This window comes from Thalassotalea sp. LPB0316 (assembly GCF_014898095.1).
Lineage (GTDB): Bacteria > Pseudomonadota > Gammaproteobacteria > Enterobacterales > Alteromonadaceae > Thalassotalea_G.
The window spans coordinates 2187232-2201231 of the sequence record NZ_CP062946.1; the positions used below are offsets into that span (position 1 = coordinate 2187232).

Consider the following 14000-nt stretch of genomic DNA (forward strand, 5'->3'; position numbering starts at 1 on the left):
CTACTCTTCCTCTTTTCAACACATGTAATAGTCTCTCTATCTACTCTTACTCGAGCATATACTTGAGTTCTTTGCTGCAACTAATATCAAGCGTTACTGATATTGTCAATTTATGCGATAAAAATCTCAGTTTTTACTTATCACATGAAGTTAGTCGCTAGGTATTACCATCGCTGTAATACCATTGAGAGGAAAAATGAAACCACTAATTATCTTGTCTGCTATAGCGATTGTAGCAGCAACACTTATCTATTTGACGATTGACGGTTATCGCGAAGAGCAAGCGCTGAAAAGTAAAGATCTCGATGAAGATAATAATTTATTACCGCCAATCAATTTAGCTAGACTAGATAGCGATAACAGTCCTCCTTTATTCGAGGCTCATGAGCAAGATCACTTGCTCGCTTTACATGAACAACTCGATATAACTCACGGCGAGTTAATGCAAAGTGCTTGGCACAGTATAGATAATCAAGCATTCGATGAATTAGAACAGCATATCTCAGCCACAGAATACCAAGCGATTGAGCTAAACCAAACCATGTATCTCGACATAAGTGTAGGGACGTATTTAACGATTGAATTACCTATGCAAGCCTCTTTAATCGTTCAGGTTACTGCTGAACAACTCGAGGAAAATGGCGATTTTACTTGGCAGGGTGAAGTTATTGAAAATGGCAAGGCCTTTCCTGTAAAGATCACTCAAAGCGAGTTTGGTACTTATGGAACGATTGAAACGAGTAAAGCGAGTTATACCGTGACGTCTATGGAGCAGGGGGTAGGGGTTATCTATAAGAACCCACTCATTCATGCGTACGGCTAACGCTTTGCGACGCTATTAATACCGCTTGTTTAACCACTAAAGTTTTTATGTACGGCTTTGGTGGTTTTTTTTATCCTATAGAGAATATTAACTTTATTTATAGTTTTGTAAGTTATCGGTTTTTATGACTTTTTGAAAAAAAATCGACAACAATAGGGATTTTTTGCCATCTCTAAAGAAATCAGACTTGTCTGCCCAGTAGCGAACTTGTATAGTGTGGGCTTTTAATGAAACCGTCAAAAACAGTTAGGGTTAAAGCGATATGCGCATTATTTTATTAGGTGCACCAGGTGCAGGTAAAGGCACTCAGGCACAGTTCTTAATGGCTAAATTCGGCATTCCACAAATTTCTACAGGTGACATGCTGCGTGCTGCAATTAAAGCTGGCACTGAGCTTGGTAAAAAAGCTAAAGAAGTTATGGATGCAGGTCAATTAGTGTCAGATGAATTGATTATCGGCTTAGTGAAAGAGCGTATTGCACAAGACGACTGTAAAGCTGGTTTTTTACTTGATGGTTTCCCGCGTACCATTCCTCAAGCCGATGCGATGAAAGCTAACGGTATCGATGTTGATCATGTCATTGAATTTGACGTACCTGATGAAGTAATCGTTGAGCGCATGGGCGGTCGTCGTGTACACGCAGGCTCAGGCCGTGTATACCATATTGTATACAACCCACCTAAAGTTGAGGGTGTTGACGATGAAACTGGCGAAGAACTCACTATTCGTCCAGACGATGAAGAAGCAACTGTACGCAAGCGCTTAGGTATTTACCACGAGCAAACTAAGCCGCTAGTCGATTACTATCAAGCTGAAGCTAAGTCAGGTAACTGTCAGTACCTAACCGTTGATGGTACACAAGCGGTTGAAAAAGTCAGTGCGCTTTTAGCTGAAAAGTTAGCTTAATCATTATTTTATAAAAGCCCGCGTCAAGCGGGTTTTTTTTCGCCTGTAATTTGATATGGTAGATTTTTCTCACAACAATAATCAAACAGACACAACAAATGGCAAGCTCGCTTGTTTGAACTAGCCAAAATAATAAGAGAATTACCATGAAACTAATTGATTTAACTGCGTTTTACGGCGCAATTCTAACTTTGCTATATATTGCTTTAGCGATAAATGTTATTCGTATGCGTTTCAAGCATCAGGTTGGCTTAGGTGACTTGGGGAAAATAGAAGTACTTAAGGCTATTCGCATCCATGGTAACTTTGCTGAGTATATTCCTCTAGCACTTTTATTAATGGCGTTTTACGAAGTTAATGGTGGTAGTGAGCAATGGTTACACGGTTTTGGTATTGCACTTATTATCAGCCGCGTATTGCATGCAATTGGTTTATCAAAGTCTTATAAAACATCCTTGCCAAGAGCGGGCGGAACTTTATTATTATTTGGCGTATTAATCACCCTTAGCGTCACTTTACTTATCAGTTAAGCACCGAGCGCCGCATGTTAACTATGCGGTGCTACTTTAACTAACTTCATACCAATGTGTTCAATACCATCTTCTAAATACATCTCAGTACAGGTTTTAAACCCGTGTTTTTGATAAAACTTTTCTAAGTGCTTTTGCGCAGATATTTTAATATTTTGGTTGGCAAAATATTGCTCAATGGTCGCTAATGCTAACTTGATTATTTCATGTCCTAGCGCTTTTCCCCTAAAATCAGGTGCAATGATCACTCGTCCAATACTGATATAATCAGGGTATGTTGTGCCTTTGGGTAAAATACGAAGGTAAGCCGCTATTTTTCCATCGATATATCGGAAAATATGTAGGGTTTTTGGATGACGATCAAGATCATCGAGATCGGGGTAATAACAGGTTTGCTCAACAACAAATACATCAATTCTTAGCTTTAAGCAATCGTATAGTTCATCTCGGGTTAATTGGTTAAAATGCTTGATTTGCCAATTTTCTGACATAAAAAAATACCTTAAGTACATCTATAAATAATAACTTAAGGTATTTTTTATTAAAACGGAGTAAGCCGCAATCTATATTTTCACCGATTATACCGCTAGGTTATTGTATTAGCCGCGAATAACTAAAACAATTTTCCAATGGGTATCAACTGTGCTTTAACTCGTAAAGTCTGCCTGAATACTGCTTTTTACTGAGGTAATCTAACATCTCATTTTTATAGGCTTGAATATCTAACTCTGGAAACTCTCTTTCGACAGTATCACTGAGCTGTGACTTTTCAAGGTATAAAAGATAACCCAAGGGTAAAAAGCTAGGCTTATAGTTACATTGATAAACAGTAGCTCTAATTTGAGAAGCGGTATAAAAGTGCTGTTCTCCGTAGCGTTTAGCTAATCGACTAGCGAGATTGTCGCCATATTTTTTAATATGCCAATATTTAAACATTGCCTTTCCTTAGCGATTTAGAGCAGTAGAAGCAACAACCGTTTGCTTCCTCTGACTCAACTTATTTTCAATAGTCATTGAACAGGCGCTATTGTACTGATAACTGGTTAAGGATCAATTAAAAAAATGTTAACCAAAAAGACTATTTTGCTCTAAGAAATTAACTGAAATTCCAATTGCTTTTTAAAATAACCTTCATGTCAAATTAACTTACTGTTTATTATGACGTTCTTGTAAAACCGCCATAACCTCTGATAGGGCGATATCTTTGTGTTGTAATAACACTAAGGTGTGGAAAAACAAGTCCGCACACTCGCCAAGTAAGTCTTCTTTGGTTTCTGCAACCGCAGCAAGCGCGACTTCTACACCTTCTTCGCCAACTTTTTGGGCCACTTTATTTAGGCCTTTGGCCATTAAACTTGCGGTATAGCTTTCACTGGGCGAAGCCGTTTTACGCTGGCTTATGACTCGCTCTAACTGCGAGAGAAAGTTTTGCTGGCTAAGCTCCTCTTCTGGAAAGCACGATTGCGTGCCTAAGTGGCACGTTGGCCCCTGAGGCTCGGCACTTATCAAAATGGCGTCGCGATCACAATCACTTAATATCTGTTTAACCAACAAGACGTTATTTGAGCTTTCTCCTTTTAGCCATAAACGCTGTTTTGAACGGCTGTAAAACGTCGCTTTATCGGTATTTAGGGTCTTAGTTAAGGCTTCTCGATTCATGTAGCCCTGCATTAATACGCTACCGGTCGCACTACATTGAACGATTGCAGGTAATAGACCATCCATTTTCTGCCATGCTAATTGGTCAATATTGTCTAATGAAACAATCATTTGTCTTCCTTATGGCCTAATGGCAATGTCGTCGTTAATTAGTTGGGATTTAAGTGTTTTTATTTCAATGATCTGTTTGTGGAATACACTTGCGGCAAGCGCGCCGTCAACATCGGCTTGCTTGAAAACATCACTAAAGTGGTTAATTTCTCCCGCGCCGCCCGAAGCGATGAGTGGCACTTTGGTTATCGCTCTTGCTTGAGCAAGTTGCGCGATGTCATATCCTTGTCGCACACCGTCTTGGTTCATGCAGTTAAGGACAATTTCGCCAGCGCCACGGCGTTGCACTTCAGCTATCCAGTCAAAGGTTTGCCATGAGGTTTTTTGCGTGCGCGCCTCATCACCAGTAAATTGATAAACCTGATATTGTTGCGTTTCTTGATCAAAATAGCTGTCGATTCCAACCACAATACATTGCTGACCAAACTGATCAGCTAACCGTGAAATTAAACTAGGATCGAGCAGGGCGGGTGAGTTTATACTGATTTTGTCAGCGCCCATATTGAGGATTTGTTGTGCATCTTCAGCGGTTTTAATGCCACCAGCAACACAAAACGGAATATCGATCACTTGGGCAATTTTACTGACCCAACTTTTATCTACCACTCGTTGATCAGCACTTGCGGTGATATCGTAAAAAACTAACTCGTCTGCGCCTTCTTCGGCGTAACGTTGAGCAAGTGGCACGATATCGCCAATAATTTCGTGATTGCGAAATTTAACGCCTTTAACCACTTTGCCATTTTGTACGTCGAGACAAGGAATTATCCGTTTGGCCAACATGCGATAGCCTCCTCTAAGGTAAACTTGCCTTCAAGTAAAGATTTGCCAAGGATGACACCGCTAACGCCTGTAGGGATCAGTGCTTTAATATCATCAATGGAACCAATACCTCCTGAGGCTTGCCATGCGATATCTGGGTATTGCTGACAAAGTTCGCGATATAATTCAACGTTACTGCCAGATAACGTGCCATCTTTTGAAATATCGGTACATAGTACGTGTTTAATGCCAGCATTATGGTATTGCGCGAGTAAATCTTCTAAGACAACGCCTGAATCTTCAATCCAACCGTGGGTAGGCAGAGTTTTCTTGCCGTTTTCATCAATTTTAATATCTAGCGCTAAAACGATTTTGTCACCGCCAAATGTTTCAAGCCATTGGCTAACCAAATCTGGTTGTTTAATGGCAAGTGAGCCGATTACCACGCGATCAGCGCCTAGATCTAAAAGTTGGATAACGTCTTGTTCACAGCGCACGCCACCGCCGACTTGAATTGTCATACCGTCAAAGTTGACCAGTGGTTTTAAGGTTTCAAGTTGACGCTTGGCACTGTCTTTGGCGCCGTCTAAGTCGACAAAGTGCATCACTTTAGCACCGGCGGCAAAGTAAGCTTGTTGGCGCTCTTGCGGCGTGTATTGATAATTGGTTTTTTGCTGGTAATCGCCCTGAAACAGTCTCACGACCTGACCATCGATAAGGTCAATTGCTGGGATCATCATAAGTTACATTTCCAAAAAATTCTGAATAATTCGACTGCCAACATCACCTGAGCGCTCTGGGTGAAATTGGCAACCAATAAAGTTGTCTTTGGCTATCGCTGCACTAAACGGTTGACCGTAGTCACAGCTAGCAATGGTGTATTGGCTGATTGGCGCACAAAAGCTATGCACGAAATAGACATACGCGCCAGATGCTATGCCGTTAAAAATTGGGTGAGTGCCTTCAAGTGTTAAGGTATTCCAACCCATGTGCGGCAAACGAAGCTCGCCAACTTGCATGGCATTGACCTCGGTTGGAATAACATTAAGGCAATCAATGGTGCTTGAATTGTTAAAACCTGCTTCTGCTGATTGTTTACACATTAACTGCATGCCCAAACAAAAGCCAAGTACAGGTTGGCTAAGTGATTGAATGACCTCTACTAAACCTTTTGCTTTAATGTTATTCATCGCGTGTTTTGCACTGCCGACACCGGGTAAAATAACTTTATCAGCGCTTTTGATCACATCTGCCTGATCGCTAATCGCAACGGAATAACCGAGTCGTTCAACGGCATAACGCACCGATGCGATGTTGGCACAGCCAGTATCAACAATAACGATATTGGCACTCATTACAGGCTTCCTTTTGAACTTGGTAGTTCATCACCATTAACTAAAATCGCTTGACCTAATGCGCGCCCAAAGACTTTAAATAGGCTTTCAACCTGGTGGTGGCAATTGCCTTTAGTCGTTGATAGGTGAATAGTCGCTGCCATTGAATCGGCTAGGCTTCTAAAAAAATGAGAGACCATTTGAGTCGACATGGTGCCGACGTTGTCAGCAGTAAATTCAGCGTCAAATTCCAGCCATGGTCTGCCCGATAAATCGAGCGCTGCTTGCGCTAAGCACTCATCCATTGGCAAGACAAATCCAAACCGACCAATGCCGCGTTTGTCACCTAACGCTTGCTTTAGCGCTTGGCCGAGTGCAAGCGCGGTATCTTCAACACTGTGGTGCTCATCGATGTGATAATCACCATTGACCGAAACTTGCATGGAAAAACCGCCGTGGGTCGCTATTTGCTCTAACATATGATCGAAAAAGCCAAGGCCAGTATTGATGTTTATGGGCGCTTTCTTGTCTAAATCGACGGCTATTGTAATATCGGTTTCTTTGGTCGTGCGCGTTACCGTGCTCGTACGATTGGCTGACAATAGTTGCTCTGCAATCGATAGCCAGTTGTTATCTTGACGATCGTATTGAATACCGACAATGCCCATGTTTTTGGCTAGCTCAATATCGGTTTGACGATCGCCAATAACAAATGAATTTTGAAAATTGACCTTACCTTGTTGCAGATAGTCTGACACTAAACCGAGTTTGGGCTTGCGGCAGTTGCAGTTATCTTCATCAAAGTGCGGGCACAATAATACATCGTCAAAAATAACCCCTTGCGAGCTGAATAAATCCATCATTTTATTGTGCGGTAAATCGAAATCTGCTTGTGGATAGCTGTCTGTACCCAAGCCATCTTGGTTTGATACCATCACTAACCGGTAGCCTTTCGCTTGTAGCTTTAACAAGGTTGGGATCACCATGGGCTCAAAGACAAGCTTTTCGAGCGTGTCGACTTGTTTATCGCTGACTGGCTCCTCAATCAAGGTGCCATCTCTGTCTATAAATAGAATATCTTGCTGTGCCATGGTATTTCCTAAACCTTTGTTGAAACAGGTACTTGGGTGTTTGTATCAAGTGCCTGAGATAAAATCGTTTTAACTAATGTTAATTCTTGCTCGCTACCAATGCTGATGCGTAAGCAATTTTCTAGCTGTGGTTGCTTTGATTGATCGCGGATCAAAATATTTTGTGCTTTTAATAGATTGAAAATTTCATCTTTATCACTACATTCAAACAAGATGAAATTAGCACTGCTATCAAATACCCGTTTGCACCAAGCTTGTTGTGCTAGCCATTGGCTCAAGGCATCACGCGAGCGATTTATCGATGCTGCTTGCGCTTGCATTTGCTTTACGCCGTCTTGTGTTAATGCTTGGCTAGCAATTTCCGCCACTGGCGCCGCGATGGGATAGGGCGCAATGACTTTTGACAACATGGTAATAATTGCGGAATTAGCTAGGGTGAAACCGCAACGTAAGCCGGCTAAGCCGAATGCTTTTGACAGTGTGCGCAGGACCACTAAATTGTCGTAGCTATCAAGTAAGTCTTGCATACTCGATGTTGGTGAAAACTCGATATAAGCTTCATCGACGACAACAATTGCGTCATTTTTAAAACGCTCGAGCACTTGTAGAATTTGCGCTTTCGGCAATAAATTCCCCGTAGGGTTACCCGGTGAGCATAAAAATAATACTTTCACGTTACCTTTTTGCTCAGCGATCGCCTTAACGTTAAGTTGATTATTTACCAGCGGCACTTCAACGATACCAACGCCTTGGGCTTGAGCGCTGATGCCATACATGCCGTAGGTTGGCGGACAGATCAAAATGTTATCTTGATAGGCGCGGCAAAACGCTTTGATGACAAGTTCAATCCCTTCATCTGCGCCTCGGGTTGCCAATAGTTGAGACTTTGGCAACTTGGTGTACTGGCTATAGCCATTTAGTAAATTCTCAGGCTGAAAGTCCGGGTAGCGGTTTATATTACTCGCTTGTACTTGATATGCGCCATCACCAGGGGCTTCATTAGCATTAAGCCATACGTTATTCGCCGCGCTTTGCTCACTTGAGGCAAATAATCGACGCGCTGATTGGTATGGCATCATCTCTACCAATTCTGGACGAGCAAGGCTGTTAATAAGTTTATTTTGTTGGCTCATCGCTACTTCTCACCTTGTAGTTGCTGGTTTTCTAAACGTATGGTTACAGCGCGTTGGTGAGCGTCTAAACCTTCAGCATCGGTTAATTCAATTAGGCAAGGTGCTAAATTTGCTAAGCCTTGCTGGCTAATTTCTTGTACTGTGTATCGTCTTGAAAAATCGGCTAACGATAAACTACTAACCACTTTTGAATAACCATAAGTTGGCAACACGTGGTTGGTGCCACTTGCATAATCACCAGCAGATTCAGGCGTGTAATCGCCTAAAAAGATGGAACCCGCGTTTCTCAACTTACCCACTAAGCTATTTGGCTCAATGGTTTGAACAATTAAATGCTCAGGCGCATATTGGTTTGATACATCAATTGCTTCTTCGATATCACCAACCAAAATAAAACGAGCGTGTGCTAGTGACGCTTGGGCGATTGCTTTTCGAGATAATTGCGCAAGTTGTTTGGTGATTTCAGCTTTTACTTGCTCAATTAGCGACTCATCAGTTGCAACAAGTACGACTTGAGAGTCTGCGCCGTGTTCGGCTTGCGATAATAAATCGGCGGCAATAAACGCTGGATTTGCGCTAGTATCAGCGATCACTAACACCTCCGATGGGCCTGCTGGCATATCAATAGCAAACCCTGGTACTTGTTGTGAAAGCTGTTTTTTTGCTTCGGTGACATAGCTATTTCCTGGGCCAAATACTTTGTTGACGGGAGCTATGGTGTTAGTACCAAGAGCTAACGCAGCGACAGCTTGTGCGCCACCAACGGCGTAAATTTCGTCAATACCACATAATTTGGCTGCAGCTAACACTTCAGGGGCAATATCACCTTGATTATTTGGCGGTGAGATTAAAACTTTGCGCTGACAACCAGCAAGCTGAGCCGGTACACCTAACATTAATACCGTTGAAGGTAATGGTGCACTGCCAGCTGGAATGTACAAGCCAACACTTTCGATCGCTTCTGATTTTAACGTGCAAACTACGCCGGGGCTGGTTTCAACGCGAATATCTTGAAAAACCTGTGCTTGGTGAAACACCTTGATTTGCTGGTAAGCAGTTTCTAACGCGTTGAGCCTAGCAGGGGCAAGTGAGTTTATTGCTTGCTCAATTTGCTCTGTTGACACTCTCAATCTTGCTAAACGAGCGCCGTCAAATTTTTCTGTTAAGTCAAATAATACTTGATCACCGCCTTGGCTCACTTGGTCAATAATACTGGCAACTTGCTCACTCAACTGAGCGTTATTGGCAATTGCTGGTCGCTCTAATAGCTGACTTTGTGCCGATATTGATAAAGCTGACCACGAAGTTGTCGTAAACATGAGCTACTCCATCATTTTTTCTATTGGCATGACGAGAATTGAGTTGCAACCTAAAGCTTTGAGGGCTTCCATGGTCTCCCAGAAAAAGGTTTCAGTGGCAACAACGTGTACGGCAACTAAATCGTCACGGCCAGCAAGCGGCAAAACCGTTGGCGTTTCTTTCCCAGGCATTAATTCACTGACTTGTTCTATTTTATCTTTTGGCGCGTGCAACATTATGTACTTGCTTTCTTTGGCTTTCATCACGCCTTGCATGCGTTGTAATAACGTATCGAACGCTGCTTGTTTAGCCTCGCTCATCGGTGTTGGCGTTTGGATCAAAGCCGCCGTTGAGCGATAAATGACTTCTACTTCTTTAAGCCCGTTGGCTTCAAGTGTTGCGCCGGTAGAGACTAAATCGCAAATACCATCGGCTAAACCTACACGAGGGGCGACTTCTACCGAGCCTTTTAATAAACAAAAATCAATATCGATGTTGTTTTGGGTCGCATAGCGCTTGAGTAGTTGCGGGTAAGTGGTGGCAAAGCGCAAGCCGTTGAGTGATTCTATGCCTTGATAATCAAACTCTTCTGGCATCGCCAATGATAAGCGGCAACCACCAAAATTTAGCCCCATGGTGCGAGTATACTCACTTTTACTGCCAAGAAGTTTGCGCTCTAACGCAGCTTCTTCTAACGTGTTGTCACCAACAATACCTATGTCGCAAACACCGTCCATGACAAGACCAGGAATATCACTTGAGCGTACACGCATGATGTCAATCGGCATATTAGCTACATGAGCAAGTAAACGTCGGTCGGTTAAGTTGAGTTTTAAGCCACAGCGTTTGAGCAAGTCTTGAGTATCATCGCTTAAGCGACCTGACTTTTGCATGGCAATGGTTAAGCGTTTTGTACTTGTCATGATATATCCTTTAATTTATCACTTTTTTAAAATTTGAAACTTAATACGAAAAAACCCCCGATAGAGATGGACTCTTTCGGGGGTTTTTCTAATGTGTTGTTTCCCGCTGAAAGGTCCATAGCCCCTCAGCGATTAAACCTGAGCAGCTAACCGTGAATATGATGATGGTGATGTAAGTTGCTTAGGTTGTACATATTGCTTGAATCTCTTTAACTTTTACTTGTCTATAATAATTACTGCTGACGCTAGCACATTGTTGTTATTTTTATCTTGTGATTGGCTAACGAATGCTCGATTGCTTTTTACATTAACGGGAAAATTTTGGCGTTGCAAGTGGTGTTTGTGAAAGTTTTATGAAAAAAAGCACTAAGATATGTAGAAATTGATATTAAGGTTGTGTGATATTTAACCGATATAGTATGTGAAGATCATATGTTCTATAGATTGACGTAGATGAGGGAACTGTACGATGGACATTTTTACCACTCAATTGCGACGCGTTGTCCCAGTGAGAATTAAGCCAGAGAAGCTTAAGGTTAAGGCGTTAGCAAAAGACAGTAAAGTTGGAAAACTATCTGAAGAGCAAGATCACAGCCTCAAAGATGAAGTCGACGTTTATATTCATGCCGAGCATCAACAAGCTCAAGAGCAATCACAAGAGCAATCAGCAACTACTGAAACTATTGAGCCAACGAAAGACGATGACGATGAGTCACACAAGGGGACTAAACTAGATATTTTTGTCTAAGCGCTGTTGTTATCATCAATGTTGTATATAATGCGCTAAACTCGAATTTTCATTTCATTACATGGCAAAAGTCGAACACGCTTTTTCGGCATCTGGCGCATTGGCGCAAGTAATTCAAGGTTATCACCCCAGACAAGCCCAAATCGATATGGCGCTTGAAGTTGCCCTCGCCATTGAAAATCAATCATCACTGGTGGTTGAAGCCGGTACAGGAACCGGTAAAACCTTTGCTTATTTGATCCCTGCGCTACTGAGCGATAAAAAGGTGATTGTTTCGACGGGGACGAAAAACCTACAAGAGCAGTTATTTCACAAAGATTTACCGCTGATCAAAAAGTCCCTGAAATACGGTGGTCAAGTTGCACTGCTCAAGGGCAGGGCTAATTACTTGTGCTTACAAAGGCTTGATCAATTCTCGCAAAGTCGTGGTCAGTTGGACGCTCAAGGTTTACAAGATTTGGTCAAGGTTAAAACGTGGTCGAGTGCTACTAGCTCGGGCGATATTGGTGAATTGGTTGATGTTGCTGAGGATTCAGCAATATTTCCATTAGTCACCTCGACTGTAGATAACTGTCTAGCCAAAGATTGCCCATTCATCAAAGAGTGCTATTTGGTAAAAGCAAGACAACAAGCCATCGATGCCGATGTGGTTGTGGTTAATCACCATTTATTTTTTGCTGATATGGCGCTAAAAGACACCGGCTTTGGCGAGTTGATCCCAAAAGCGGAAGTGGTCATTTTTGACGAGGCTCATCAAATCCCCGATATTGCCAGCGAATATTTTGGTGATGCGTTTTCAACTCGACAAATTCACGAGCTCACCAGTGATGTTATGGCGCAATATAAAACCGCACTCACCGACGTCAAGCAGTTGGGCAAGGCGGCTGAAAAGCTCGATAAAACAGCGCAGGAGTTTCGCTTGCTGTTTGCCTATGATCCAGAGCGTGGCAATTGGCGAGAGAAAATCAACAAATCACAATTTAAAGCACAATATCAAGCGATAAAAGATGACTTAGATTTTCTCTATCAGGTGTTAAAACTTTGCGTTGGTAGAACCGAAGAAATAGATCACTGTTTTGAGCGAGCGGTTAGCTTATTGCAAAAGCACGAGATGATGGCCAATACCGATAGTTTTGGCATTAGTTTTTGGTATGAAACCACGCGTCGGCATGTGGTTTTGCATCAAACGCCATTGTCTGTTGCCGATAAATTTAATGATTATGTCGAAAGTTCACATGCAGGTTGGATTTTTACCTCCGCGACACTCGCGGTTGATGGCCATTTTGATCACTTTAACGATCAATTGGGCATAAAAGCTAAAGCCTTATTCCTTGATAGCCCATTTAATTACCTTGAGCAATCTCAATTGCTAGTACCGCGCTACTTGCCGAGTGCCAATCACCCGAGCCGAGCGCAAAAGCTTGCAGCGTTAGCCGTTGAATTGATTGCCGCCAGTGGTGGCGCTTGTTTCATGTTGTTCACCAGTTACCGAATGATGAATATGGTAGCTGATCTTTTAGCTGAGCAAATTGACAATCCGTTACTCATTCAAGGGCAAATGAGTAAACGCAAAATTTTAGCGCAATTTATTGAAAGCGAAGATGCAGTATTACTCGCTACTGCTAGTTTTTGGGAAGGGGTTGATGTACGAGGTGATAAACTGACGTGTGTGATCATCGATAAATTGCCATTTGCTTCACCCGATGATCCATTATTACAGGCACGCAGTGAAGATGTTAAACGACAAAACGGTGATCCGTTTGCCCAAATTCAAATGCCGCAAGCTGTGATTGCCTTAAAGCAAGGAGTAGGGCGGTTAATTCGCGATATTAACGATAAAGGTGTGCTAGTGATCTGTGATGATCGCATTGTTAATCGACCTTATGGCGAAGTTTTTGTAAAATCCCTCCCCAATATGCGAAGAACGCGAAATTTACAACGTGCTATCGCGTTTTTGAACACCATTAAAAAAGACGAAAGTGAATGAATTTATTAGCTATTGATGCTTCAACAGAAGCTTGCTCAGTTGCCTTATCTTTTGAAGGTAACACGTATCAAAAATTTGAATTATGCCCGCAATCTCATTCGTTATTGCTATTGCCAATGATTGATGAAGTGCTAGCTCAGGCCAACATCAAGTTGAGCCAACTTGATGGTTTGATTTTTGGTCGAGGCCCCGGCAGTTTCACTGGTGTTCGCATTGGCATTGGGGTGGCACAAGGTTTGGCTTTTTCATCAGATCTGAAGGTAGTAGGTGTTTCAACGCTACAAGCCATGGCTCAACAAGCTTATGAAGAAGAACAAGCCACCCAAGTGCTATCGGGCATTGATGCGCGGATGGCTGAAATATACCTCGGTCGTTATCAAGTTAACGAGCAAGGTATTATGCAACCTTGTCTCGATGAAGTTGTTATCAAACCAGAGCTGGCAGAAGCCCATTTAGCAATAACCGAGCCTTTGTATTGTGTGGGTACCGCATGGCAAGCCTATGACAATGTGCTTAGCGAATTGCGCACGGAGCAAGGCGAGCCAAAAATCAGTTTTCCCCATGCTCAATATATGCTCAATATCGGCAGGCAGGCGTTTGAAGCCGGCGAAGCGGTAACTGCTGAGCAGGCGCAGCCGGTTTATGTTCGCGATACTGTTTCGTGGAAAAAACTCCCGGGTCGTGAGTAAAGTA

General features: G+C 42.5%; 16 protein-coding genes. 6 read left to right on the plus strand and 10 right to left on the minus strand.

Annotated elements, in window-relative coordinates; genetic code table 11:
- Positions 1–196 precede the first annotated feature (196 nt).
- The 3 genes from LP316_RS09700 (at position 197) to LP316_RS09710 (ending at position 2260) form a co-directional block, all read left to right on the plus strand.
- The gene (locus LP316_RS09700; RefSeq protein ID WP_193020790.1) at positions 197–823 is read left to right on the plus strand and encodes a hypothetical protein; all 627 of its coding nucleotides are present in this window, start codon (positions 197–199) and stop codon (positions 821–823) included.
- Between the two features lie 262 nt (positions 824–1085).
- Positions 1086–1730, plus strand: a complete 645-nt coding sequence (gene adk, locus LP316_RS09705; RefSeq protein ID WP_193020791.1) for an adenylate kinase — start codon at positions 1086–1088, stop codon at positions 1728–1730.
- A 146-nt stretch (positions 1731–1876) separates the two neighbouring features.
- Positions 1877–2260 carry an MAPEG family protein gene (locus tag LP316_RS09710; RefSeq protein ID WP_226960715.1) on the plus strand — a complete coding sequence of 128 codons (384 nt, stop codon included), beginning with the start codon at positions 1877–1879 and terminating at the stop codon, positions 2258–2260.
- Positions 2261–2277: 17 nt separating this feature from the next.
- Here LP316_RS09710 and LP316_RS09715 read toward each other — a convergent pair whose 3' ends face one another.
- From LP316_RS09715 to hisG, 10 genes are all read right to left on the minus strand, one after another.
- Positions 2278–2751, minus strand: a complete 474-nt coding sequence (locus LP316_RS09715) for a GNAT family N-acetyltransferase (protein WP_193020792.1) — start codon at positions 2749–2751, stop codon at positions 2278–2280.
- A gap of 145 nt (positions 2752–2896) precedes the next feature.
- Positions 2897–3196, minus strand: a complete 300-nt coding sequence (locus LP316_RS09720; RefSeq protein WP_193020793.1) for a DUF6559 family protein — start codon at positions 3194–3196, stop codon at positions 2897–2899.
- Positions 3197–3406: 210 nt separating this feature from the next.
- Positions 3407–4030, minus strand: a complete 624-nt coding sequence (hisIE, locus tag LP316_RS09725) for a bifunctional phosphoribosyl-AMP cyclohydrolase/phosphoribosyl-ATP diphosphatase HisIE (protein WP_193020794.1) — start codon at positions 4028–4030, stop codon at positions 3407–3409.
- 9 nt (positions 4031–4039) lie between these two features.
- A complete protein-coding gene (hisF, locus tag LP316_RS09730; RefSeq protein ID WP_193020795.1) occupies positions 4040–4813 on the minus strand; it encodes an imidazole glycerol phosphate synthase subunit HisF in 774 nt (257 codons plus the stop codon).
- Positions 4795–5532, minus strand: a complete 738-nt coding sequence (gene hisA / locus LP316_RS09735) for a 1-(5-phosphoribosyl)-5-[(5-phosphoribosylamino)methylideneamino]imidazole-4-carboxamide isomerase (protein ID WP_193020796.1) — start codon at positions 5530–5532, stop codon at positions 4795–4797. The genes hisF and hisA overlap by 19 nt, the downstream gene beginning before the upstream one ends.
- Positions 5533–5535: 3 nt before the next feature.
- Positions 5536–6147: an imidazole glycerol phosphate synthase subunit HisH gene (gene hisH, locus LP316_RS09740; protein ID WP_193020797.1), complete on the minus strand. Its 612-nt coding sequence runs from the start codon at positions 6145–6147 to the stop codon at positions 5536–5538.
- Positions 6147–7217: a bifunctional histidinol-phosphatase/imidazoleglycerol-phosphate dehydratase HisB gene (hisB, locus tag LP316_RS09745; protein ID WP_193020798.1), complete on the minus strand. Its 1071-nt coding sequence runs from the start codon at positions 7215–7217 to the stop codon at positions 6147–6149. The genes hisH and hisB overlap by 1 nt, the downstream gene beginning before the upstream one ends.
- A gap of 8 nt (positions 7218–7225) precedes the next feature.
- Positions 7226–8350 carry a histidinol-phosphate transaminase gene (gene hisC, locus LP316_RS09750; protein ID WP_193020799.1) on the minus strand — a complete coding sequence of 375 codons (1125 nt, stop codon included), beginning with the start codon at positions 8348–8350 and terminating at the stop codon, positions 7226–7228.
- Positions 8351–8352: 2 nt separating this feature from the next.
- Positions 8353–9669, minus strand: a complete 1317-nt coding sequence (gene hisD / locus LP316_RS09755) for a histidinol dehydrogenase (RefSeq protein WP_193020800.1) — start codon at positions 9667–9669, stop codon at positions 8353–8355.
- A 3-nt stretch (positions 9670–9672) separates the two neighbouring features.
- Positions 9673–10572 (minus strand): ATP phosphoribosyltransferase, encoded by a 900-nt coding sequence (gene hisG, locus LP316_RS09760; protein WP_193020801.1) that lies wholly within the window; start codon positions 10570–10572, stop codon positions 9673–9675.
- A gap of 469 nt (positions 10573–11041) precedes the next feature.
- Between hisG and LP316_RS09765 the strand changes: the two genes are divergently transcribed.
- The 3 genes from LP316_RS09765 (at position 11042) to tsaB (ending at position 13996) form a co-directional block, all read left to right on the plus strand.
- Positions 11042–11320 carry a hypothetical protein gene (locus LP316_RS09765; protein WP_193020802.1) on the plus strand — a complete coding sequence of 93 codons (279 nt, stop codon included), beginning with the start codon at positions 11042–11044 and terminating at the stop codon, positions 11318–11320.
- Between the two features lie 61 nt (positions 11321–11381).
- Positions 11382–13307: an ATP-dependent DNA helicase gene (locus tag LP316_RS09770; protein WP_193020803.1), complete on the plus strand. Its 1926-nt coding sequence runs from the start codon at positions 11382–11384 to the stop codon at positions 13305–13307.
- Positions 13304–13996, plus strand: coding sequence for a tRNA (adenosine(37)-N6)-threonylcarbamoyltransferase complex dimerization subunit type 1 TsaB (gene tsaB / locus LP316_RS09775; protein WP_193020804.1), 693 nt, complete (start codon positions 13304–13306; stop codon positions 13994–13996). Before LP316_RS09770 ends, tsaB begins: the two co-directional genes overlap by 4 nt.
- Positions 13997–14000 lie beyond the last annotated feature (4 nt).